At 64.9% G+C, this 22,289-nt stretch carries 20 protein-coding genes; 18 read left to right on the top strand and 2 right to left on the bottom strand.

Features of this window, described 5'->3' with window-relative positions; translation table 11 throughout:
• Positions 1-160: 160 nt before the first annotated feature.
• The 9 genes from soxX to CSC94_RS14635 all read left to right on the top strand — a co-directional run bounded on the left by soxX (position 161) and on the right by CSC94_RS14635 (position 8,969).
• Positions 161-622 carry a sulfur oxidation c-type cytochrome SoxX gene (gene soxX, locus CSC94_RS14675; protein WP_425356523.1) on the top strand — a complete coding sequence of 154 codons (462 nt, stop codon included), beginning with the start codon at positions 161-163 and terminating at the stop codon, positions 620-622.
• Between the two features lie 23 nt (positions 623-645).
• On the top strand, positions 646-1,101 hold the full coding sequence (soxY, locus tag CSC94_RS14670) for a thiosulfate oxidation carrier protein SoxY (protein ID WP_099307111.1): 456 nt from the start codon (positions 646-648) through the stop codon (positions 1,099-1,101).
• 24 nt (positions 1,102-1,125) lie between these two features.
• On the top strand, positions 1,126-1,452 hold the full coding sequence (gene soxZ / locus CSC94_RS14665; protein WP_099307110.1) for a thiosulfate oxidation carrier complex protein SoxZ: 327 nt from the start codon (positions 1,126-1,128) through the stop codon (positions 1,450-1,452).
• 86 nt (positions 1,453-1,538) lie between these two features.
• On the top strand, positions 1,539-2,372 hold the full coding sequence (gene soxA, locus CSC94_RS14660; protein WP_099307243.1) for a sulfur oxidation c-type cytochrome SoxA: 834 nt from the start codon (positions 1,539-1,541) through the stop codon (positions 2,370-2,372).
• Between the two features lie 254 nt (positions 2,373-2,626).
• The gene (gene soxB / locus CSC94_RS14655) at positions 2,627-4,321 is read left to right on the top strand and encodes a thiosulfohydrolase SoxB (protein ID WP_099307109.1); all 1,695 of its coding nucleotides are present in this window, start codon (positions 2,627-2,629) and stop codon (positions 4,319-4,321) included.
• Positions 4,322-4,421: 100 nt separating this feature from the next.
• Entirely contained in the window at positions 4,422-5,690 is a 1,269-nt protein-coding gene (gene soxC / locus CSC94_RS14650) for a sulfite dehydrogenase (RefSeq protein WP_099307108.1), read from the top strand.
• Positions 5,674-6,807, top strand: coding sequence for a c-type cytochrome (locus tag CSC94_RS14645; protein WP_099307107.1), 1,134 nt, complete (start codon positions 5,674-5,676; stop codon positions 6,805-6,807). Before soxC ends, CSC94_RS14645 begins: the two co-directional genes overlap by 17 nt.
• Before the next feature lie 47 nt (positions 6,808-6,854).
• Positions 6,855-7,607: a c-type cytochrome gene (locus CSC94_RS14640; protein WP_245408366.1), complete on the top strand. Its 753-nt coding sequence runs from the start codon at positions 6,855-6,857 to the stop codon at positions 7,605-7,607.
• 90 nt (positions 7,608-7,697) lie between these two features.
• Positions 7,698-8,969, top strand: a complete 1,272-nt coding sequence (locus CSC94_RS14635; protein WP_099307106.1) for an NAD(P)/FAD-dependent oxidoreductase — start codon at positions 7,698-7,700, stop codon at positions 8,967-8,969.
• A 116-nt stretch (positions 8,970-9,085) separates the two neighbouring features.
• Here CSC94_RS14635 and CSC94_RS14630 read toward each other — a convergent pair whose 3' ends face one another.
• The gene (locus CSC94_RS14630; RefSeq protein WP_245408365.1) at positions 9,086-10,174 is read right to left on the bottom strand and encodes a YeeE/YedE thiosulfate transporter family protein; all 1,089 of its coding nucleotides are present in this window, start codon (positions 10,172-10,174) and stop codon (positions 9,086-9,088) included.
• Between the two features lie 398 nt (positions 10,175-10,572).
• Here CSC94_RS14630 and maiA point away from each other — a divergent pair, with 398 nt between their 5' ends.
• The 5 genes from maiA to CSC94_RS14605 all read left to right on the top strand — a co-directional run bounded on the left by maiA (position 10,573) and on the right by CSC94_RS14605 (position 15,498).
• Positions 10,573-11,223 (top strand): maleylacetoacetate isomerase, encoded by a 651-nt coding sequence (gene maiA / locus CSC94_RS14625; RefSeq protein ID WP_099307105.1) that lies wholly within the window; start codon positions 10,573-10,575, stop codon positions 11,221-11,223.
• Positions 11,224-11,313: 90 nt separating this feature from the next.
• Positions 11,314-12,621 (top strand): aromatic ring-hydroxylating dioxygenase subunit alpha, encoded by a 1,308-nt coding sequence (locus CSC94_RS14620; protein ID WP_099307240.1) that lies wholly within the window; start codon positions 11,314-11,316, stop codon positions 12,619-12,621.
• Positions 12,622-12,632: 11 nt separating this feature from the next.
• On the top strand, positions 12,633-14,096 hold the full coding sequence (locus CSC94_RS14615; RefSeq protein ID WP_099307104.1) for a glutamine synthetase family protein: 1,464 nt from the start codon (positions 12,633-12,635) through the stop codon (positions 14,094-14,096).
• Positions 14,097-14,131: 35 nt separating this feature from the next.
• Entirely contained in the window at positions 14,132-14,899 is a 768-nt protein-coding gene (locus tag CSC94_RS14610) for an SDR family NAD(P)-dependent oxidoreductase (RefSeq protein ID WP_099307103.1), read from the top strand.
• Positions 14,896-15,498 carry a pyridoxamine 5'-phosphate oxidase family protein gene (locus CSC94_RS14605; RefSeq protein WP_099307102.1) on the top strand — a complete coding sequence of 201 codons (603 nt, stop codon included), beginning with the start codon at positions 14,896-14,898 and terminating at the stop codon, positions 15,496-15,498. Before CSC94_RS14610 ends, CSC94_RS14605 begins: the two co-directional genes overlap by 4 nt.
• Here CSC94_RS14605 and CSC94_RS14600 read toward each other — a convergent pair whose 3' ends face one another.
• Positions 15,499-16,674, bottom strand: coding sequence for a cystathionine beta-lyase (locus tag CSC94_RS14600; protein ID WP_245408364.1), 1,176 nt, complete (start codon positions 16,672-16,674; stop codon positions 15,499-15,501).
• Positions 16,675-16,993: 319 nt separating this feature from the next.
• Here CSC94_RS14600 and CSC94_RS14595 point away from each other — a divergent pair, with 319 nt between their 5' ends.
• The 4 genes from CSC94_RS14595 to CSC94_RS14580 all read left to right on the top strand — a co-directional run bounded on the left by CSC94_RS14595 (position 16,994) and on the right by CSC94_RS14580 (position 21,323).
• Positions 16,994-18,025 carry an amino acid ABC transporter substrate-binding protein gene (locus tag CSC94_RS14595; RefSeq protein ID WP_099307101.1) on the top strand — a complete coding sequence of 344 codons (1,032 nt, stop codon included), beginning with the start codon at positions 16,994-16,996 and terminating at the stop codon, positions 18,023-18,025.
• 138 nt (positions 18,026-18,163) lie between these two features.
• Positions 18,164-19,354, top strand: coding sequence for an amino acid ABC transporter permease (locus CSC94_RS14590; protein ID WP_099307100.1), 1,191 nt, complete (start codon positions 18,164-18,166; stop codon positions 19,352-19,354).
• A 6-nt stretch (positions 19,355-19,360) separates the two neighbouring features.
• Positions 19,361-20,518 carry an amino acid ABC transporter permease gene (locus CSC94_RS14585; protein ID WP_099307099.1) on the top strand — a complete coding sequence of 386 codons (1,158 nt, stop codon included), beginning with the start codon at positions 19,361-19,363 and terminating at the stop codon, positions 20,516-20,518.
• A 10-nt stretch (positions 20,519-20,528) separates the two neighbouring features.
• Positions 20,529-21,323 carry an amino acid ABC transporter ATP-binding protein gene (locus CSC94_RS14580; RefSeq protein WP_280949995.1) on the top strand — a complete coding sequence of 265 codons (795 nt, stop codon included), beginning with the start codon at positions 20,529-20,531 and terminating at the stop codon, positions 21,321-21,323.
• Positions 21,324-22,289 lie beyond the last annotated feature (966 nt).

Raw genomic sequence — 22,289 nt, 5'->3', positions numbered from 1 at the left:
ATGTGCCTTCAATGCGGGACGTCCGTGCGACGAACGATATATATAGAAATTCATATTTATGCATTGAAAGCGGCGGCTTCAGGCGCTAAGGTGCCGGGCTGAAGGAGAAGGGGGAGGCGGATCAACCGCCTGCCGGAATAGCGGAGGAGATATGAACCCGATGAAAATGGGCACAGGACTGGTGACACTTGCCGCGGCCTTCATGGTCGCCGCATCTGCCGGCGCGGCCGAGGTTGCGCCCGACGCCGTTGCATTTACCGATGACGGGGTCAGTGCATCGCTGACGGGCCAGGCGGGCGATCCCGCCGCCGGTGCCAAGACCTTCAAGGATCGCAAGCTGGGCAACTGCCTGGCCTGCCATGCAAACAAGAAAATGGAAGGCGAGCTTTTCCACGGCAATGTCGGTCCGGCGCTCGATGGCGTCGCCGACCGCTGGAGCACCGCGGAACTGCGGGCCATTGTCGTGAATTCCAAGCAGGTCTTCGGCGAGGAAACCGTCATGCCCGGCTTCTACTCGCTCAAGGTTGGACTGAATCCGCGCGAGGACCTCGTCGGCAAGACGATCCTGTCGGCGCAGGAAGTTGAGGATGTCGTGGCCTATCTCGCCACGCTGAAGGAATGATTGGCAGAAAGGAGCCTCATCCCATGACGATGACAAGAAGACAGGCCCTCGGGTTTGGCGCTGCCGCGGCTGCCTTTGCGGTGACGGGCTTCCGGGCCCTGCCCGCCATGGCATCGGCCGAGGACGCCGACAAGATGGTGATGGATTTCACCGGCGGCAAGGCGCCGGAGAGCGGCAAGATCATGCTCAACACGCCGGAAATCGCCGAGAACGGCAACACGGTTCCGGTCTCCGTCGAGGTCGAGAGCGCCATGGAAGGCGATGACCTCGTCGATTCCGTGCTGATCCTCGCCGACGGCAACCCGAACCCGGCCGTGGCCACGTTCCATTTCACCGCGATGAGCGGATCCGCCGCGGCCACCACGCGCATCCGTCTGGCAAAGACGCAGAACGTGATCGCCGTCGCCAAGATGAAGGACGGCTCGGTCTACATGGACAAGAAGCAGGTCAAGGTCACCATCGGCGGCTGCGGCGGCTGATCAGGCAAACGAGGATAGAAGAACATGGCAAAGTCCAAACCCCGCGTGAAGGTTCCCAAGTCCGCGTCGGCCGGGGAAGTCATCACCATCAAGACCCTGATCAGCCACGAGATGGAATCGGGGCAGCGCAAGGACAAGGAAGGCAAGCCGATCCCGCGCCAGATCATCAACAAGTTCACCTGCGAGTTCAACGGCCAGCCCGTGTTCTCCTGTGACCTCGATCCGGCTGTCTCGGCGAACCCGTATTTCGAGTTCAATGCCAAGGTCAACGAGAGCGGCACCTTCAAGTTCACCTGGGTTGATGACGATGGCTCGGTCTACGAGACCGAGAACGAAATCACGGTGAAATGAAAATAAACGCCGGAAAGGGACCTCTGGATCCGTTTCCGGCGGACCGTTCCTGGGAGGGAAATCACGTGAAAAAGACAATTCTCATGATGGGCGCGGCGCTGGGTCTGGCAATGGCCGCCGGCGTGACGGTGCTCAAGGCGGACCCGATCGACGCCAAGCTCGAGATCGACGGCAAGCCGATGGTGACGCGCACCAAGGCACCGGAAGGCCATCCCTTTGACGAGGTGATGTCCGGCTGGCTCTTCCGCGAGCCCGAGACCCGGTCGCTCGAAGAGGATCCGTTCGAGAATCCCGGCATGCTTTCGGTGGAAGAGGGGGAGCAGATCTGGAACACGGTGGAAGGCACGGCCGGCAAGTCCTGTGCGACCTGCCACGGGGATGCCTCGGAGAGCATGAAGGGGATTTCGGCGCACTATCCCAAGTGGGATGCCGAAGCAAAGCGCCCGATCAACATCGAGTTGCAGATCAACAAGTGCCGCAAGGACAAGATGGGGGCTGAGCCTTACGCCTTCGACAAGGGCGGCCAGAAGCCGCTGACGGCCTACATCAAGAACCAGTCGCTCGGCGAGCCGGTCTCGATCGACCTGAGCCAGGGCGACATGCAGGCCTGGTGGGACAAGGGCAAGGAAGAGTACTACACCCGCACCGGGCAGCTCGACCTGTCCTGCGCGTCCTGCCACGAGGTCAACATGGGCAAGATGATCCGTGCGGACCATCTCAGCCAGGGCCAGGTCAACGGCTTCCCGACCTACCGCCTCAAGTCCGGCCTGACCTCGGTTCACAACCGCTTCCGCGGCTGTATCCGCGATACGCGCGCTGAGATGCCGAAGGCCTTTTCCGACGAGTTGATGGCGCTCGAGGTCTACGTGACCTGGCGCGGCACCGGCCTGTCGGTGGAAACGCCGGCAGTTCGCCAGTAAGTCACTGCTTGCGCCGGGGGCGGCCACTGCCGCCGGCGCAGGGAATTCCAGCGAACGTGGGAACCGGTATCACTCCCTCATTCGCGTGAAAGCAAGGAAAGGGCACTGACGCGGTTCAACCGATCGCCGAAATGCCCTGATACTGAACAGACACAAGCGACATGCGGGGAGGATGTGTTCCGGGCCGATGGGTCCGGGATGCTCCTTCCTGTTACCAACGGACAACCGTCCACGAGGACCGGAGAGACTGAACGATGCTGACCAGACGCGATTTCCTGATGGCTACTGCCGCCCTGTCGGCGATCACCGGTCCGGCCCTTGTCGGCAACTGGTCGCGCGCCGCCGCGCAGCAGGCGCTGACCGAAGAGGATCTGCTGGCGACGAAGGACTTCGGTAACGTCACCCTGGTTCACATCACCGACATTCACGCCCAGATGAAGCCGCTCTACTTCCGCGAGCCGTCGATCAACCTGGGCGTCGGCGAGGTCAAGGGCAAGCCGCCGCATGTCACCGGCGCCGACTTCCTCAAGCTCTACAACATCGAGCCCGGCAGCCCGCATGCCTATGCGCTGACCTCGGAGGATTTCGTCGCCCTGGCGAACACCTACGGCAAGATGGGCGGACTTGACCGGGTTTCCACGGTCATCAAGCGCATCCGCGCCGACCGGGGCGACGACAATGTTCTTCTGCTTGATGGCGGCGACACCTGGCAGGGCTCCTACACTGCGCAGCAGACCGCCGGCCAGGACATGGTCGAGGTCATGAATGCACTGCAGCCTGATGCCATGACCGGCCACTGGGAGTTCACCTACGGCGCGGACCGCGTGAAGGAACTCGTCGAAAGCCTGCCCTTCTCCTTCCTGGGGGGCAACATCTACGATGCCGAGTGGAACGAACCGGCCTTCGAGGCCTGGAAGATGTACGACAAGGGCGGCGTCAAGGTGGCCGTTATCGGCCAGGCCTTCCCCTATACCCCGATTGCCAACCCGCGCTGGATGTTCCCCAACTGGTCGTTCGGCATTCGCGAGGAGGACGTGGTCAAGAACGTCGAGGAAGCTCGCTCGGAGGGCGCCGACGTGGTCGTGCTGCTGTCGCACAACGGCTTCGACGTCGACCGCAAGCTCGCCAGCCGTGTTCAGGGCATCGACGTCATTCTCACCGGCCACACGCATGATGCACTTCCCGAACCGGTCATCGTCGATGGGACGCTGGTCATCGCCTCCGGATCGAACGCCAAGTTCGTGTCGCAGGTCGACCTCGACGTCCGGGACGGCAAGGTCCAGGGCTACCAGTACCGCCTGATCCCGATCTTCTCCGATGTCATCACGCCGGATGCCGAGATGACCGCGCTGATCGACAAGGTCCGTGCGCCTTACGAGAAGGAACTGGGCCGCGTCATCGGTCACACCAGTTCGCTGCTTTATCGCCGCGGCAATTTCAACGGCACCTTCGACGACCTCTTCTGCCAGGCCCTGCTGGAGGAGCGCGAAGCCGACATTTCGTTGTCGCCGGGCTTCCGCTGGGGAACGAGCCTGGTCCCCGGCCAGGACATCACCGTGGAAGATCTCCACAATGCCTGCGCCATGACCTATCCGTCGGCCTATCGGTCGATGATGTCGGGCAAGATGCTCAAGGACATCATCGAGGATGTCGCCGACAATCTCTTCAACACCGATCCCTACTATCAGCAGGGCGGCGACATGGTCCGCATCGGCGGCATGGGCTACACGATCGATGTCAACGCTGCCATGGGTTCCAGGATTTCCGGCATGACGCTCCTGAAGACCGGCGAGGCCATCGATCCGGCCAGGGAATATGCCGTTGCCGGCTGGGCGTCGGTCAACGAAGCCACCGAAGGTCCGGCCATCTGGGATGTTGTCGAGGGCTACCTCGCCAAGCATCCCGAGGTCGCGATCGAGGAAAACCGCTCGGTCGTGGTCAAGGCCTGATTGCCGGAAAGAACAAGGCATGGGCTGTCGACAGTCAGCCTTTGCCATGATACATAGAAAAAACTGAATATTTAAATACGGGCGATCCGGGAGGATAGCGATGACGGAAACGAACGGGAAAGGCGCTTCCAGGCGCAGCTTTCTGAAGGCCGGCCTTGCCGGCGGAGCGGCTTTTGCGGCCGGAACGGTGGCGGCGCGCGCCGGTGGCGATCCTGCCATTACGGAGATCCAGGACTGGAACCGCTACCTCGGCGACGGCGTCGATGCGGCGCCCTACGGCAAGCCGTCGGAATTCGAGGCGGAAGTCGTTCGCCGCAACGTTCCCTGGCTGACGGCCGACGCGGTTTCCTCGATCAACTTCACGCCGCTGCATGAACTCGATGGCATCATCACGCCGAACGGGCTCTGCTTCGAGCGCCACCATGCCGGCACGGCGATCATCGATCCGGCCGAGCACCGCATCATGATCAACGGCCTGGTTGACCAGCCGCTGGTCTTCACCATGGCCGACCTCAAACGCTTCCCGCGGGAAAACCGCCTCTACTTTCTGGAATGCGCCGCCAACGGCGGCATGGAATGGCGCGGCGCGCAGCTGAACGGCTGCCAGTTTACCCACGGCATGATCCACTGCGTCATGTACACCGGTGTTCCGCTGAAATACCTGCTGGAAGAGGCCGGCGTGAAGCCGACAGGCAAGTGGGTCCTGGCCGAAGGCGCCGATGCCTCCGGCATGACGCGTTCCATCCCGATGGAAAAGGCGATGGAAGATTGCCTTGTCGCGTTCAAGATGAACGGCGAGGCCCTGCGTCCCGAGCAGGGCTACCCCGTGCGCCTGTGCGTTCCCGGCTGGGAAGGCAACATGTGGGTCAAGTGGCTCCGCCGCCTCGAAGTGGGCGATCAGCCCTGGGCCCAGCGCGAGGAGACTTCGAAGTACACCGACCTGCTCCCCAACGGCAAGGCCCGCCGCCACACCTGGCAGATGGAGGCCAAGTCGGTCATCACCAGCCCCAGCCCGCAGGCCCCCATCACCCATGGCAAGGGCCGCACGATCATCACCGGTCTCGCCTGGTCCGGCGCAGGCACCGTGTCGCGGGTCGACGTGTCGCTGGATGGCGGCCGCAACTGGCAGACCGCCCGCATTGACGGACCCAGCCTGCCCAAGGCGCTTCACCGCTTCTACTACGAGTTCGATTGGGATGGATCGCCGCTGTACCTGCAGTCCCGCGCCATCGATTCGGAAGGCTACATCCAGCCGACCAAGAACGAGCTGCGGGCCGCGCGCGGCGTCAATTCCATCTACCATAATTGCGGCATCCAGACCTGGTACGTGAATTCCGAGGGAGTCGTTGAAAATGTCGAAGTTTCTTAAGCTCACCCTCGCCGCTGCCGCTCTGGCTGCCTTTTCCGGTCTTGCCCACGCCGAGGGCGATGCCGACGCGGGCAAGAAGGTGTTCAACAAGTGCAAGGCCTGTCACGCGGTTGGCGAAGGTGCCAAGAACCGGGTCGGCCCGGAACTGAACGAACTGTTCGGTCGGACGGCCGGCACGGCCGAAGGGTTCAAGTATTCCTCCGCCATGACCGAGGCAGGACAGGGCGGTCTCGTCTGGAACGAGGGAACCATTGGTGCCTACCTGCACGATCCCAAGGGCTTCGTGCCGAAGAACAAGATGGCCTTCGCCGGTCTGAAGGCCGACGAGGACATTGCCAACGTTCTCGCCTATCTCAAGACGTTCTCCACCTCGGGTGGCGACCAGAAGAGCGAGGCCGCCCCGGCCGAAGAGCCGCAAAAGACCGAGGAAAAGGCGGCCGCTGCCGAGCCGGCCAAGGCTGCCGAACCGGCCGCTGCACCGGAGTCCGCCGACGTGATCGCGTCGAAGGGCCATTTCGGTCTGGGCCGCCAGGCCACCGAGGAAGAGATCGCCGCCTGGAACATCGATGTGCGTCCGGACGGCCAGGGCCTGCCGGAAGGCAAGGGCACGGTGTCCGACGGCGAAGTGCTCTTCACCGAGAATTGCGCGATGTGCCATGGCGATTTCGGCGAGGCCGTGGGCCGCTGGCCGGTTCTCGCCGGCGGACAGGGCACGCTGAAGCACGAACGCCCGGAAAAGACGGTCGGCTCCTACTGGCCCTATGCCTCGACTGTTTTCGACTACGTGCGCCGCGCCATGCCGTTCGGCAACGCCCGCTCGCTGTCGGATGACGATGTATACGCCATTGTTGCCTATATTCTTTACCTCAATGACGTCGTCACCGACGAGAACTTCGAACTTTCCAAGGAAAACTTCACCTCGATCCACCTTCCCAACGAGGAAAACTTCGTCGAGGATGACCGCTTCTCCGAGCCGCACTACGCGGAAAAGAAGGAAGCGTGCATGAAGGACTGCAAGCCCGCGCCGGCCGAGATCACCATGCGGGCCCGCGTGCTTGACGTGACGCCGGACGCAGCCGACGATGAAGAAAACCAGGGTGCCGGATCGGTCGATTGACCGGACCGTCGCCCCGGGGACGGACAGCTTGGCTGGGGGATGGGCCGATGCTGAAGACAGGACCGGAAGAGCACGATCACCGGCGCCATGCGGTCCGGCGCGGTTCTGTGGTCGTGTTCCTCATGTTCGCGACGCTGTTCCATGCGGCTCAGACCTTCGCCGGTGACGGAGACCCCGTTGCCGGCGAAAGGCTTTTCGGCCTCTGCAAGGGGTGTCACGAGATCGGCGAAGGCGCCCGAAACAAGGTCGGGCCACATCTGGACGGGATCATCGGCCGCAAGGCCGGCGGTGTCGAGGGCTTCACCTATTCGCGTGCGATGCGGCAAGCAGGGCAGGCCGGTCTTGTCTGGGATGCGGCCAACCTGTCGACCTATCTGCACAAGCCGCGCGATTTCATTGCCGGCAACCGGATGAGTTTCCGCGGCCTTGCCGGCGAGACCGAGCGTGCCGACCTGGTGGCCTACCTCGCGGCAACCGGCGGGGCGGCACCGGCGGACGACCTGGAACGCCGTGACGCGGTCATCGTCACCGGCTTCGCGAAGATCGTCCTGGATATGGAGGGCGACCGCGACTATGGCGAATATCTCGCCGGCGAATGTGTCACCTGCCATCAGGCGTCCGGCCATGCCGACGGCATCCCCTCCATCGTCGGCGTTCCCAGGGCGTATTTCGTCAAGGCGCTTTTCGAGTACAAGAGCAACATCCGCACCAACGAAGTGATGAAACTGCGCGTCGCCAACCTCGCCAACGAGGATATCGCGGCGCTTGCAGCCTATTTCAGTTCGTTGGAACCCGAGTAGAGTGGAACCGTTGGCCGGCCGGTTGGCCCGGGAGCGGTGGACGCTGCCGGACGGCAAGCGAAAGAAGGTACAGGTCAGGGAGGTAAGGACATGTCCAGTTTCAACCGCAGGCAATTCGGCCGGCTTGCTGGCGCATCGGCTGCCACGCTGGCACTGCCGGCTGTCCTGCGCGCACAGGCCCGGCCGAAGGTGGTCGTCGTCGGCGGGGGCGCCGGCGGGACGACCGTCGCCCGCTATCTGGCAAAGGATGCCGGCGAGGCCATCGACGTCACGCTGATCGAGGATTCTGACCGGTTTACCACCTGCTTCTTCTCCAATCTCTACCTGGGGGGCTTCCGGTCGTTCGAGTCGATCACCCATGGCTATGACACGCTGGAATCCAATTACGGGATCACCAAGATTACCGGATACGCGACCGGTGTGGATCGCGGGAAGAAACACGTCGTGCTGAGGGACGGTTCGACCGTTCCCTACGATCGCCTGGTCCTGTCGCCTGGTATCGGCTTCATCTGGGATTCCGTACCCGGCTATTCCGAGGACGCCGTGGATGTCGCGCCGCATGCCTACGAGGCCGGCCCCCAGACGCAACTCCTGAAACAGAAGCTCGACGCGATCACCGACGGCCAGCAGGTCGTCATCGTGCCGCCGCCAAATCCCTATCGCTGTCCGCCGGCCCCCTATGAACGCGCCTCGATGATGGCGCATCTCTTCAAGGCGAAGGGCGTCGATGCCAAGGTGATCATCATCGATCCCAAGGAAAAGTTCTCCAAGCAGGGCCTTTTTCTCGAGGGCTGGGAGAAATACTTCCCCGGCATGATCGAATGGTACGGCCCGGGCGTCCATGGCGGCATCAAGGGCGTCGATGTGGCCGCCGGCAATGTCGAGACCGACCTGGATACCTTCCATGGCGATCTCCTGAACATCATCCCGGCCCAGAAGGCGGGTGAGATCGCCGCTGCCGCCGGACTGACCGACGGGACCGGGTTCTGTCCCATCGAGGCAGCGTCCATGCGGTCCGCCATCGATCCCGCCATCTACGTCATCGGCGATGCGGCCATCGCCGGTGACATGCCGAAATCCGGCTTTGCCGCCAACAGCCAGGCCAAGGTTGCCGCCATGACGATCCGCGGCGAGCTCACCGGTTCGCGTGTCTTTCCGGCCCGCTATTCCAATTCCTGCTGGAGCCTGATCGAGACGGACGACGGCGTGAAGGTCGGGGCCCAATATGTCCCCACCGATGGGCGCATCACCTCGACCACCAGCTTCATCAGCCAGACGCATGAGGATCCGGCGGTGCGCAAGGCGACCTTCGAGGAGTCGCTTGGCTGGTATGCAGGCATCACCGCCGACATGTTCGGATAGGCCGGAAGGCGGCAGGATCCTCCCGGCGCCCGCGGCGGGCAACGCGGGCGCAAACGGAAAGCGGCGGCGTGGAACCATCCACACCGCCGCTTTCTGCCGTCCTGGGAGGAGCGCGTCTATTCGGCCGGGGCGGCCGCGGGCCGGACCGCAACCCGAGCCGGGGCGTCGATGATGGCATGGGCGAGCGCCGCCGAGCCGACCATGGCGGCCAGACCGGCAAGCGAGGAAACCGCCAGCACGGCGCCGCCGGTGAAGCCCGCGCCGATGGTGCATCCGACCGCCAGGATGCCGCCGAAACCCATCAGCACGCCACCGAGCGGATAGCGCCAGGCGGCCGCTGCGCCGGCATCGCCGAAACCGGCGAAGCGGAAATCCCGGAAGGCAAGCGCGGCCAGGAAGGCGCCGGCCAGCGCGCCGATCAGGACACCCTGGTCGAGGCCGAAGCCGTCGGACGCGCCGGTCGCCAGTTCGCCGGTCGTGGCCAGCGGGCGGATGAAGGAAAGGCTCTCCGCCTGGATCGGCTCGAACACCTGCAGCGACAGGTCATAGGTGAAGTACCAGCCGCCCACGATCGCCAGACCGACGGCAATGCCGCCGGCAAGCCGCCAGAGCGATGCTCGCGCGGTAACGGCAAGGGCCAGCGCACCGGCCGCCAGCGCAAGGCCGATAACGACGCCGGCGCCCTGGGTCAGGCCCCCATGGGCCAGAAGGTCGTTGCCGCCGATGGCCGCCGTGCTCCACAGGCCGCCGATGCTGTCGCGGGCAGGCACCAGCAGGCCGGAATAGGTGGCAAGACCGGTGACCGCGATGAACGCCAGCGTGACCAGGGCGCGAATGTTGCCGCTGGCCGCCAGCACCATGTGCCGCGAAACGCAGCCGCGCGCCAGCACCATGCCGAGCCCGAACAGGCCGCCGCCGATCAGCGCGCCGGACAGACTTTGCGCGGTGGAAAAGAAGCGGGTCTCCGTGACGTCGACGGTACCGTTCCACAACAGCCATTGGACGCCGAGGACCGCGGTTGCAAAACCGGCAAGCCAGATGGCGGCCGCGCGGCGCTCTCCCGTCATCAGGCCGATGACGGCTGAGCGGGTGCAGAAGGCCGAGCGCTGCGCGGCGATGCCGAACAGGAGACCAAGGGCCGCGCCGCCGGCCAGTGCTGCGCCGTTCTCGCCGAGCGCATCGATGAGGGGAACGAGATCGATCATGATCGCTGTCCTTCCGGATTGGTGAATGGCGAAAGGATAGGGAAGACAGCGCAAAAATCGCCGTTCCGGATTGCCGGCTTCCCTCCGGAAAGAGAAAATTGTTCCAACTGTTGATCCGGATGAAAAAAATTCGCCCGCCTGGAGGTGGTCGGCGGTTGATGCGATCCGGCGCGGACGGGACAGGAGCTCGTCTGCCAATTCGTTGGCCGGGCCGGGAAACCGGAAAAACCGCGCCCGTTCTCCATGCCGTCGTGTCCGGTTGACACGCGCCGGGATGCGGCCGTCAACGGCTGCTGCGGCCATCCGTTCCATCGCACGGGATGCTTGCCTTGTGAATTGTCACGGGGCAGGTTGGCACCCGACCGAACATCAGCAATCCATTGCCGGGAGGGCCATCGATGGCCGACATCAAGCTGCACAACTATTTCCGCTCCTCCACTTCCTATCGGGTGCGTATCGCCCTGGCGATGAAGGGCGTGGACTACGACTATGTCGCCCATCACCTGCGCCATGGCGGCAACAGGGCGCCGGACTATCTGGCCGTCAATCCGCAGGGCCTCGTGCCCGCGCTCGTCTGGTCCGACGGCACGGTGCTCGGCCAGTCGCTCGCCATCCTCGAGTTCATCGACGACATGGTGCCGGAGCCACCGCTGATGCCGACGGACGCGCATGGCAAGGCCCGCGTGCGCATGCTGGCGCAGATGGTCGGTTGCGACATCCACCCGGTGAACAACCTGCGCATTCTGAACGCCCTGCGCGAGCGTTTCGGCGCCGATGACGCCGCCGTGGCCGACTGGTTCCGCCACTGGGTCGGCGAGACCTTCCGCCCCATGGAGCAGATGCTGGCCGAAAGCGATGCCACCGGCACCTTCTGCCATGGCGACCAGGTGACGATCGCCGATCTCTGCCTGGTCGCCCAGGTTGCCAACAATGGCCGCTTTGGCGTCGATATGGACCCTTACCCCACCATCCGCCGCATCAACGAGGCCTGCATGGCCATCGACGCTTTCCGCCAGGCCGCGCCGATGAACCAGCCGGACGCCGAATAGATAAGGATTCCCTGAAACAAGGATTGAAATGAGGCCGGCAAGCTGGGAACCTGCCGGCGCAAATGGCAGACCAAGGGGAGGATGACCGCCATGATGAGCCGCGAGCAGAACGATCTGATCACGCGGATCGGTCCGGGAACGGCTGCCGGCGCGGTATTGCGGCGCTACTGGCAGCCGGCCGCGCTGGCCGAGGAACTGGTTTCGGCCCGCCCCGTCGTGCCTGTCACCCTGCTGGGCGAGAAGCTGGTCCTGTTCCGCGACGAAGAGGGCGAACTCGGCCTGATCGGCCGCCACTGCCCGCACCGGGGCGCCGACATGTGCTACGGCCGGCTGGAAGACAACGGCCTGCGCTGCCCGTTCCACGGCTGGCATTTCAACCGGGATGGCCAGTGTGTCGAGCAGCCTGCCGAGCCGGAGGGCAGCCGGATGCACGAGAACATCCGCGCGGTGTCCTATCCCGTGATCGAGCGTAACGGCATCGTCTTCGCCTACATGGGACCGGGCGATCCGCCACCCTTTCCCGCGCTCGATTGCTTTGCCGCGCCCGATAGCCATGTCTTCGCCTTCAAGGGGTTGTGGGAGTGCAACTGGCTGCAGGCGCTGGAAGTGGGCATCGATCCCGCCCACGCCTCGTTCCTGCATCGCTTCCTCGAGGACGAGGACCCGTCGAAGGGCTACGGCCAGCAGTTCCGCGACAAGGCGGCCGACACCGAAATCCCGATGACGAAGCTGTTGCGTGACTACCCCCGCCCGGAAATCGTCGTGGAAGACGCACCGCACGGCCTTCGCCTCGTCGCCTTGCGCCACATGGAAGACGGCCGCACCCATGTTCGCGTCACCAACCAGCTATTCCCGGAAGCCATCGTCATCCCCATGTCCCGGGAGATGACGATCACGCAATGGCACGTGCCGGTCGATGACGAGACCTGCTACTGGTTTTCCATGTTTACCAGCTTCGGCGCACCGGTGAACAAGACGCTGATGCGCGAACAGCGGCTGAAGGAACACCGCCTGCCGGACTACGCGCCGCGGAAGAACCGTGCCAACAATTATGGCTACGACCCCGCGGAGCAGAAGGACCGCACCTATACGGGCATGGGCATGGACATCAATGTCCACGACCAGTGGGCGGTCGAGAGCATGGGCCGCATCCAGGATCGCACGGAAGAACATCTCGGGCGCTCCGATGTCGGCATCTCCCGCTACCGCCGCATGTTGCGTGGCGCCATCGAGGCCGTAGGCAAGGGCGAGGACCATGCCCTGCCCATGGCCAACGGATCGGCGGCGGCGATCACCGGTCCCGCCGCCGTGGATGCCATCGGTGCGGCCGGTGAGGACTGGCGCAGCGTGTATGAACGCGCCGACGCGGAACGCCGCGCGGGCTGTTCCTGGTCTTGAGGGCACAACCCATGGGGGGACATTCCGTCGACAGCCTGAAATCCGGTCTCGTCGGGCAGAAGCGCCTGCTGGATGACGAGGGCTTCCGCCGCGCCGCCGAGATCTGCGCCGGGATGGAAGCCGGCGAATTCGAAACGGTGCGGATCTGTTTCATCGACCAGCATGGCATCTTGCGCGGCAAGACGCTGGTGGCCGATGCGCTGGCCTCCGCCTTCCGCTCCGGCGTCGCCATGACCTCGACGCTGCTCCTCAAGGACACGTCGCATCGCACCGTCTTCGACGTATGGGGACCCGATGCCGGCTTCGGGCGCGGCAGGCTGACCGGCGCCGGCGACTTCCTCATGGTGCCGGACCCGCGCAGCTTCCGCCCGCTGCCCTGGTCGCCGCACTCCGCGCTCATTCTCAGCGACATCTGGCAGGCGGACGGCGAGCCGCTGGGCTTGTCGGCCCGCGCCATCCTGGGCAATGCCGTCGACCGGCTGAACGCCGCCGGCCTCGACGCCCTGTTCGGCCTGGAACAGGAGTTCTTCGTCTTCGCCGTCACCGACGAGAAACTCGCCCATGGCGATGGCGGCATGCCGCCGTCTCCGCCCGAGACCCAATTGCTGACCCATGGCTACCAGTACCTGACCGAGGCGCGCTACGACGCGCTGGAACCGGTGATGGACGAGATCCGCCGCGCGGCCCAGGCCATGGACCTGCCCGTCCGGTCCATGGAGGTCGAGTTCGGGCCAAGCCAGTTCGAGTTCACCTTCGAACCGCAACGCGCCCTCGAGGCCGCCGATGGCGCCGTACTGTTCCGCCATTGCGTCAAGTCCGTTTGCGCCCGCAACGGCCTGCATGCCACTTTCATGTCGCGACCCCGCGTCGACCATGGCATGGCCAGCGGCTGGCACGTCCACCAGTCGGTGACCGGCCTGGGGACCGATGACAATCGCTTCACGCCGCAGGCCGGCCGCGAGCCGACCGTCACCGCCTCCGGCTGGATCGCCGGACTGCTTGACCATGCCGCGTCCGGCTGCCTGCTCACCACGCCCACGGTCAACGGCTACAAGCGCTATCTCTCCGCCCTGCTGGCGCCGGACCGCGTCCAGTGGGCCCATGACAACAAGGGCGCCATGCTGCGTGCTCTCTTCCGCGAGGGCGACGGTGCCAGCCGCATCGAGAACCGCACGCCCGAGCCGGCGGCCAATCCGCATCTCGTGCTTGCATCGCAGATCCTCGCCGGCCTCGACGGCGTCACGCGCGGACTGACCGCCCCCGCGCCAGTCGAAAGCCCCTATGCCGGCGATGCCGAGCGCCTGCCGCGCCATCTTGGCGCAGCCATCGAGGCCTTCGCGGCAAGCGAATTCTGGCGCGATGCACTGGGCGAGGGCGTCGCCGACTGGTTCGTCCGCATCAAGCGGGCCGAATGGGATCGCTACCTGTCGGAGATTTCCGAATGGGAGCATCGTGAATATTTCTCGCTGTTCTGAACGGCGCACAACAGGATCGACCGGAGGAAGAAATCATGTTTCGCAACCCGTTTTCGCTGGAAGGCAAGATCGCCGTCATCACCGGTTCGTCGCGCGGCATCGGCAAGGCCATTGCCGAATGCATGGCCGGCCTCGGGGCGAAGGTGGTGGTCTCCAGCCGCAAGGCCGACGCCTGCGAGGAAGCCGCGTCGGGCATCCGCGAGGCCGGCGGCGAAGCGCTGGTCGTGCCGTGCAACATCTCCGACAAGGCGCAGGTGGAAAACCTGGTCGCCGAAACCGAGGCGCACTGGGGCAAGCCGGACATTCTCGTCTGCAACGCCGCCGTGAACCCCTATTACGGCCCGCTGACCGGCCTGCCGGACGAGGCGTTCGACAAGATTTTCGCCAACAACGTGAAATCCAATCTCTGGCTTTGCGGCCGGGTGATTCCCGGCATGGCCGAAAAGGGCAACGGCTCCATTGTCATCATTTCCTCCATTGGTGGCCTGCGTGGCAACGGCGTCATCGGCGCCTATGGCATGTCGAAAGCGGCGGACGTGATCCTCGCCAAGAACCTCGCCGTCGAGCACGGGCCGAGCGGCATCCGCGTCAATTGCGTTGCGCCCGGCCTCGTCAAGACCGATTTCGCCCGTGCCCTCTGGGAGGACGAGAAGGCGATGAAATTCCGCAACGCCATGACGCCGCTGCGTCGCATCGGCCGGCCGGACGAGATCGGCCCCGTTGCCGCCTTCCTGGCCTCAGATGCCGCCAGCTTCATCACCGGCGAGACCATCGTCGCCGACGGGGGCGTGACGAGCGCGTGACCAAGCCCGCCTGGCATGACGATCTCCAGGCATTTTCCGCCTGGTGCCGGCAGGTCCTGGCCGAGGCTGCTGCCGGAAGCGATTTGCAGCCGCGCCTGATGCAGGTCGCCACCATTGCCCCCGATGGCAGTCCGCGCCTGCGCACCGTCATGCTCCGCTCGGTAGAGCGCGGCGGCTGGCGCGTGACCTTTCACACCGACGCGACCAGTTCCAAGGCGGCCGAGCTTGCCGCCGATCCGCGCCTCGAGATCCATGTCTGGCGCCAGGACCTGCAACTGATGATCCGCCTTCGCGGTACGGCGCTCCTGGCCCGCCCCCCGGAACCCGACGCGCTGGCCGCCTGGACCGGGCTCCCCGATCGCACCCGTCACGTCTATCGCCTGGCCGCACCCCAGGGCGGCACCATCGCGGCAGGGGGGGCTTATGCCCGCCACGAGCCGCCGGCGGCCGGCATCGCCGATCCGGGACTGGCGCACTTTACCGTCGTCAATGTTGCCGTGGACGAGATCGAGGGCGTGTCACTGGAACCCGCCGGCCATCGCCGCGCGGTCTGGCAGGCGCCGGGACGGGGCAGGGCCGACCGCTGGCTGGTGCCCTGATCAGGTCACCGCGTTGGCCGCGGCGAGCGCTGCGGACAGGTCGGCTTTCAGGTCGGCGACATCTTCAAGTCCGATCTGAAGGCGGATCAGGGGGCCGCCGTAGTCGGACCGGCTGACGGTGCGGTCGCCGAGATAAACGTGGATGGCCAGGCTTTCGTGGCCGCCCCAGGAATAGCCGATCCCGAAGATCCGCAGGGCATCGAGGAAGGCATGCGCCTTTTCCTTGCCGCCGCCGTCGAGCACGATGGAGAACAGGCCGGAGGAGCCGCAAAAGTCACGCTTCCACAGGTCGTGGCCCGGGAACGACGGCAGGGCGGGATGCAGCACACGGCTGACGCCGGCCTGGCCCTCCAGCCATTGCGCCAGCGCCAGCGCGCTTTCGCCATGGCGTTGAAGGCGGACGCCCATTGTCTTCAGGCCGCGCTGCACGAGGTAGACATCGTCCGGCCCGGCGCAGGTGCCGAGCGTCATGAAACCCTCGTTGAGCTGCTCCCAGCAGGCAGCGTTCGCCGAAACGGTGCCGAGCAGCACGTCGGAATGACCGCCGGGATACTTGGTCGCGGCGTGCACCGAGATGTCGACCCCGAAATCGAGCGGCCGGAAAAAGAGCGGCGTCGCCCAGGTGTTGTCCATCATCACGACGGCATCCTGCGCGTGCGCCACCGCGCAGATGGCCGGGATATCCTGGATTTCGAACGTGTTGGAGCCGGGCGATTCGGTCCACACGACCCTGGTGTTCGGCTTCATCAGCGTGGCGATGCCGGCGCCGATCTCGGGCGGATAGTATTCGACCTCGATGCCGAGGCGCTCGAGCATGGTATCGGCGAAACGCCGGGTCGGATTGTAGACCGAATCGACGATCAGCAGGTGATCGCCGGCCGACAGGAAGGAGAGCAGCGGCACCGTGACGGCGGCCAGCCCGGAGGGAACGCAGATTGTTCCTGCCGAGCCTTCCAGGGCGTTCATGGCATCGGCCAGCGCATCGGTTGTCGGCGTGCCGCGTGTCCCGTAGGTGTAGCGCTGCTTGCGCGATTCCAGCGTCGCCGCGTCCGGAAACAGCACGGTCGAGGCATGCACCACGGGCGGCTGGACAAAGCCGTGGAACGACCGCGGATCATGCCCTGCATGTGCCAGCCGCGTGTTGATCCCCATGGTTTTCTCATCCTCCGGCGCCATGCCCCGATTCCTTCCCGCTTGAATGCCATTGCGCAAGGCATAGGACGCGCCAGTCTCCGTCGCAAGTATCGGATATGCCGGACCGTCGGCGGCGCGCTGACCTTGCGGCAGGTGGTCTGGCCATGCACGGAAATGCATCATTGCCCGCAGACTGTGCTTGACGATGCGACCAAGAGCGAATTTGATAGTCGCTGCAATGGGAACCGGGCACAGGGGACCATCGGTTGTTTGGCCGGATGGAATGCCGAAACGGCAGGCCGTGGCCGGATTGAATAATGAGGCCGGATGTACCGGCCGGTAAACAAGGGGTTTTTGCCACATGAAGAAACAGATTCTCACAGGCGTATTCGGCGCAGCCATGCTGACGGTTGCCGCCTCCGCGGCCTCCGCCGCGACGCTGGACGACGTCAAGGCCAAGGGCTTTGTGCAGTGCGGCGTGTCCACCGGTCTTGCCGGTTTCTCCGCGCCGAACGACAAGGGTGAATGGTCGGGTCTCGACGTCGATCTCTGCCGCGCCGTCGCTTCCGCCATCTTCGACGATCCGAACGCTGCGAAGTTCTCGCCGCTGTCCGCCAAGGAGCGCTTCACCGCGCTGCAGTCGGGCGAGGTCGACATGCTGCCGCGCAACACGACCTGGACGATCAGCCGCGACACCGCGCTCGGCCTGAACTTCCGCGCCGTGAACTACTATGACGGCCAGGGCTTCATGATCAACAAGAAGAACCTGCCCGACATCACCTCCGCCCTGCAGCTGTCCGGCGCCGCCGTCTGCGTGCAGGCCGGCACGACGACCGAGCTGAACCTCGCCGACTACTTCAAGGCGAACAACATGCAGTACAACCCGGTCGTCTTCGAAAAGCTCGAAGAGGTCAACGCGGCCTACGATTCCGGCCGTTGCGACGTCTACACGACCGACCAGTCCGGCCTTTACGGCATCCGCCTGACGCTGAAGAACCCGGACGACCACATGGTTCTGCCGGAAATCATTTCCAAGGAGCCGCTCGGCCCGGCCGTGCGCCAGGGCGATGACCAGTGGTTCGACATCGTCTCCTGGACGCATTTCGCCATGGTGGCCGCCGAGGAACTCGGCGTGACCTCCGCCAATGTCGAGGAGATGAAGAGCTCCGCCAACCCGGACATCAAGCGCCTGCTGGGTACCGAGGAAGGTGGCAAGCTGGGTGAGAACCTCGGCCTGACCAACGATTGGGTCGTGCGCATCATCAAGCATGTCGGCAACTACGGCGAAGCTTTCGAGCGCAACGTCGGCTCCGGCTCCAACCTGAAGATCTCCCGCGGTCTGAACGCGCTGTGGACCAAGGGCGGCCTGCAGTACGCCCCGCCGATCCGCTGATCGCGGCCGCGAGGCTCGCCTGAAACAAGCACGGCAGGCGGCTCCGGCCGCCCGCCACTTCTCCCGGTTCGCCGGGCAAGGCCCACCTGAAAACACCACCGGGCCGCTCAAAAAAACAGACAAGCTCATGAGGGGATCATGGCTTCCACAGATATCTCCGGGGACCGGGGCAGTGCGTCCGCATCGTGGTTCTATGACCCGAAGGTGCGCGGCATCGTCTACCAGGTGCTCGTTTTCGCCGGGCTTGTCGCCCTCGTCTGGTGGATCACCAGCAACACCATCGAGAACCTGCACCGGGCGAACATCGCCTCCGGCTATGATTTCCTGAACAGCCGGGCCGGTTTCGACATCGGCCAGACACCGGTCGATTATACGAGCGATTCGACCTACGGGCGTGCCTTCATCATCGGCATGATCAACACGGTCATCGTGGCCTTCGCCGGTGTGCTGACGGCCACCATCGTCGGTTTCCTGGTCGGCCTCGGGCGCCTCTCGCACAACTGGCTGATCCGCAAGATCTGCATGGTCTACGTCGAGATCTTCCGCAACATCCCGCCGCTGCTGGTCATCTTCTTCTGGTACTTCGGCGTCCTGTCCGTGCTGCCGCAACCGCGCGACAGCGTCGACCTGCCGCTCGGCGCCTTCCTCAACAACCGCGGCATTTTCCTGCCGCGCGCGGTCTGGGGCGAGGGCGCCGGCCTGATCGCGATTGCCATCCTCGTCGCCATCGTCGCCATTTTCCTGGTGCGCCGCTGGGCCTGGCAGCGCCAGATGGCCACCGGCCAGCCGTTCCCCGTGCTGTGGACGTCCGTCGGCCTGCTCATCGGCCTGCCGCTGCTGGCCTTCATCGTCACCGGCTTCCCGCTGACCTGGGACATCCCCGAACTCGGTCGCTTCAACCTGCGCGGCGGCCTCCAGGTGAAGCCGGAATTCCTTTCGCTCTACCTGGCGCTGTCCTTCTACACCGCGGCCTTCATCGCCGAGATCGTCCGCGCCGGCATCCTGGGCGTCGCCAAGGGCCAGACGGAGGCGTCCTACGCGCTCGGCCTGCGTCCCGGTCAGACGTCGCGTCTGGTCATCGTGCCGCAGGCGATGCGCATCGTCATTCCGCCGCTGACCAGCCAGTACCTGAACCTGACCAAGAACTCCTCGCTGGCCATTGCCATCGGCTACCCGGACCTCGTCGCCGTCGGCGGCACGGTCCTCAACCAGACCGGCCAGGCCATCGAGGTCGTCGTCATCTGGATGGTGGTCTACCTGGGTCTGAGCCTTGGCACCTCGCTGTTCATGAACTGGTTCAACGCCAAGATGGCGCTGGTGGAGAGGTAAGCACCGATGCAGGAACACGACCTCTCCTACGTCCGCATGGAAATGATCAACGCGCAGGCCGCCCCGGTCAGCGAAAAGAGCTGGGGCGCCTGGATCCGGAAAAACCTGTTCGCCAGTGTCACCGACAGCACCATGACGCTGATCGCCCTGGCCGCGATCCTCTATTTCCTGCCTCCCATGCTGAACTGGCTCTTCGTTTCCGCGCAGTACACCGGGACCGACCGCACGTTCTGCGCCACCGAGGCCCAGGGCGGCATTCAACCGAACGACTGGGCCGGCGCCTGCTGGGCCTTCGTCGGCTCGAAGTTCGAGCAGTTCCTCGTCGGCCGCTACCCGATCGCCGAGCGCTGGCGCGTCTGGGTCACCGGCCTGGCCTTTTTCGGCCTGATGATTCCGATGCTCACGCCCTCGGTGCCGCGCAAGGGTCTGAACGCCATCCTGTTCTTCGGCGTTTTCCCGGTCTTTGCCTTCATCATGCTCTACGGTGGCATCTTCGGCCTGGAAGTCGTCGAAACGCCGCTCTGGGGCGGCCTCATGGTCACCCTGGTGCTGTCCTTCGTCGGCATTGCCGTGTCGCTGCCCTTCGGCATCGTCCTGGCGCTCGGCCGGCGCTCCAACATGCCGGTGATCAAGAGCCTGTGCATAACCTTCATCGAGGTCGTGCGCGGCGTGCCGCTGGTCACCGTCCTGTTCATGGCCTCGGTCATGCTGCCGCTGTTCCTGCCGCAGGGCGTCACCTTCGACAAGCTGCTGCGCGCGCTCATCGGCGTGGCCCTGTTTGCCTCCGCATACATGGCGGAAGTGGTGCGCGGCGGCCTGCAGGCCATTCCGAAGGGCCAGTACGAGGGCGCCGATTCGCTTGGTCTCGGCTACTGGCAGAAGATGAACCTGATCATCCTGCCGCAGGCGCTGAAACTGGTGATCCCGGGCATCGTCAACACCTTCATCGGCATGTTCAAGGACACCAGTCTGGTCTACATCATCGGCATGTTCGACCTGCTCGGCATCGTCCGCCTGAACTTCTCCGATTCCACCTGGGCATCGGCGCAGACCCCGGCGACCGGCCTCGTCTTCGCGGGCTTCATATTCTGGATCTTCTGCTTCGGCATGTCCCGTTACTCGATCTTCATGGAACGCCGGCTCGACACCGGCCACAAGCGATAGGAGCCAGCCAATGGCCGACGTTCACACCGCTGAAGCCACCGCGAAGCCTGCCGGCATGCAGGTCTCGGAAACCGAAGTCGCCGTGGAAATCATCGGCATGCACAAGTGGTACGGCGAGTTCCACGTGCTGCGCGACATCAACCTGAAGGTCATGCGCGGCGAGCGCATCGTCATCGCCGGCCCGTCCGGCTCGGGCAAGTCCACCATGATCCGCTGCATCAACCGGCTGGAAGAGCACCAGAAGGGCAAGATCATCGTTGACGGCATCGAGCTGACCAACGACCTGAAGAAGATCGACGAGATCCGCCGCGAAGTCGGCATGGTGTTCCAGCACTTCAATCTCTTCCCGCACCTGACCATCCTGGAGAACTGTACGCTGGCGCCCATCCACGTGCGCAAGATGCCGAAGAAGGAGGCCGAGGAGATCGCGATGCACTACCTGCAGCGCGTCAAGATCCCCGAGCAGGCCAACAAGTATCCCGGCCAGCTCTCCGGCGGCCAGCAGCAGCGCGTCGCCATCGCCCGATCGCTGTGCATGAGCCCCCGCATCATGCTCTTCGACGAGCCCACCTCGGCGCTCGACCCGGAGATGATCAAGGAGGTGCTCGACACCATGGTCGGCCTCGCTGAAGAGGGCATGACCATGCTCTGCGTCACCCACGAGATGGGCTTTGCCCGCCAGGTGGCCAACCGCGTCATCTTCATGGACCAGGGCCAGATCGTGGAGCAGAACGCCCCCGATGAGTTCTTCGACAACCCGCAGCACGAGCGCACCAAGCTGTTCCTCAGCCAGATCCTGCACTGAGCGGCTGTCCCGTCATCCCGGGCTTGTCCCGGGGGCCCGGCCTTTCCGTGTCCGGCGCTCGCATATCCGGGTGGCATGCGTCCTCGCCGCCACGCCCGGTTTTTCATCCCGTCTGGCTCTTTGAAGGCTTCTGGCCTGCCGGTCGCGCGTGTCGACGCGCAAGACCGGCAGCAGGCCTGCCGATCGCACGTGTTCACGCGCAAGATCGGCAGCAGACAAAAATGCACGAGGGCGGGGCCCCGGCGTCGCCGGAGCGCATGCCTTATCGTGTGCAAGGCCACCGGGGCCCCGCGCGGAGATTTGATGTCGCAGGCCGGGCATCACCGGCACACCCGCCCGCCTGCGCCTCTTCGGATCGTGCTGCCGCCTCCGGACGAAGTCCTGCCGAGGGGCCTGTGGCATGATCCGGGCTTCGGGCAGATCACCTCCGCCCTCGCCGCAAGCCGGGCCCGTTCGGGACGCTATGCCCGGACCCCGCCGCTCCGCTTCCGCCGCGCCGACCCGCGTGGCGAACCCGCGGCCCGTCGTCTGCGCGACAGTGGGCCGAGCATAGGGACGGCACGAACGGGTGTGGACAGAAAGCGGACGGATTTTTTGCATGGGACCCGGGACAAGCCCGGGGATGACGAGGCGGAGTTCTGCGCCGCCGCCCACCTCCCCCTCGATGGGGGAGGTCGACAGCCGAAGGCTGGCGGGAGGGGGTGAATCAGGCTTTCATGCCCCCACCCCGCTCGCTGCGCTCACGACCCTCCCCACGCCGGGGGAGGGTGAGTTGCGCCTACGGCAGCAGTTGTTCTCTACGGTTGTTGCCTGGCATCCCGTTTCCGGCCCGGGTTCCGCGACAAGACCGGGGATGACGAGGCGGAGTTCTGCGCCGCCGCCCACCTCCCCCTCGATGGGGGAGGTCGACAGCCGAAGGCTGGCGGGAGGGGGTGAACCAGGCTCTTGTGCCCCCACCCCGCTCGC

The sequence above is a fragment of the Zhengella mangrovi genome, assembly GCF_002727065.1.
Lineage (GTDB): Bacteria > Pseudomonadota > Alphaproteobacteria > Rhizobiales > Rhizobiaceae > Zhengella > Zhengella mangrovi.
Note: the sequence above shows the minus strand (reverse complement) of the source record. Positions and strands in the feature narration are given on the sequence as shown.

Excerpts from the sequence above, each read along its gene's own strand:
- soxX (WP_425356523.1), top strand. The coding sequence starts at position 161 with ATGAAAATGGGCACAGGACTGGTGACACTTGCCGCGGCCTTCATGGTC.
- soxY (WP_099307111.1), top strand. The coding sequence starts at position 646 with ATGACGATGACAAGAAGACAGGCCCTCGGGTTTGGCGCTGCCGCGGCT.
- soxZ (WP_099307110.1), top strand. The coding sequence starts at position 1,126 with ATGGCAAAGTCCAAACCCCGCGTGAAGGTTCCCAAGTCCGCGTCGGCC.
- soxA (WP_099307243.1), top strand. The coding sequence starts at position 1,539 with ATGGGCGCGGCGCTGGGTCTGGCAATGGCCGCCGGCGTGACGGTGCTC.
- soxB (WP_099307109.1), top strand. The coding sequence starts at position 2,627 with ATGCTGACCAGACGCGATTTCCTGATGGCTACTGCCGCCCTGTCGGCG.
- soxC (WP_099307108.1), top strand. The coding sequence starts at position 4,422 with ATGACGGAAACGAACGGGAAAGGCGCTTCCAGGCGCAGCTTTCTGAAG.
- CSC94_RS14645 (WP_099307107.1), top strand. The coding sequence starts at position 5,674 with ATGTCGAAGTTTCTTAAGCTCACCCTCGCCGCTGCCGCTCTGGCTGCC.
- CSC94_RS14640 (WP_245408366.1), top strand. The coding sequence starts at position 6,855 with ATGCTGAAGACAGGACCGGAAGAGCACGATCACCGGCGCCATGCGGTC.
- CSC94_RS14635 (WP_099307106.1), top strand. The coding sequence starts at position 7,698 with ATGTCCAGTTTCAACCGCAGGCAATTCGGCCGGCTTGCTGGCGCATCG.
- CSC94_RS14630 (WP_245408365.1), bottom strand. The coding sequence starts at position 10,174 with ATGATCGATCTCGTTCCCCTCATCGATGCGCTCGGCGAGAACGGCGCA.
- maiA (WP_099307105.1), top strand. The coding sequence starts at position 10,573 with ATGGCCGACATCAAGCTGCACAACTATTTCCGCTCCTCCACTTCCTAT.
- CSC94_RS14620 (WP_099307240.1), top strand. The coding sequence starts at position 11,314 with ATGATGAGCCGCGAGCAGAACGATCTGATCACGCGGATCGGTCCGGGA.
- CSC94_RS14615 (WP_099307104.1), top strand. The coding sequence starts at position 12,633 with ATGGGGGGACATTCCGTCGACAGCCTGAAATCCGGTCTCGTCGGGCAG.
- CSC94_RS14610 (WP_099307103.1), top strand. The coding sequence starts at position 14,132 with ATGTTTCGCAACCCGTTTTCGCTGGAAGGCAAGATCGCCGTCATCACC.
- CSC94_RS14600 (WP_245408364.1), bottom strand. The coding sequence starts at position 16,674 with ATGGCGCCGGAGGATGAGAAAACCATGGGGATCAACACGCGGCTGGCA.
- CSC94_RS14595 (WP_099307101.1), top strand. The coding sequence starts at position 16,994 with ATGAAGAAACAGATTCTCACAGGCGTATTCGGCGCAGCCATGCTGACG.
- CSC94_RS14590 (WP_099307100.1), top strand. The coding sequence starts at position 18,164 with ATGGCTTCCACAGATATCTCCGGGGACCGGGGCAGTGCGTCCGCATCG.
- CSC94_RS14585 (WP_099307099.1), top strand. The coding sequence starts at position 19,361 with ATGCAGGAACACGACCTCTCCTACGTCCGCATGGAAATGATCAACGCG.
- CSC94_RS14580 (WP_280949995.1), top strand. The coding sequence starts at position 20,529 with ATGGCCGACGTTCACACCGCTGAAGCCACCGCGAAGCCTGCCGGCATG.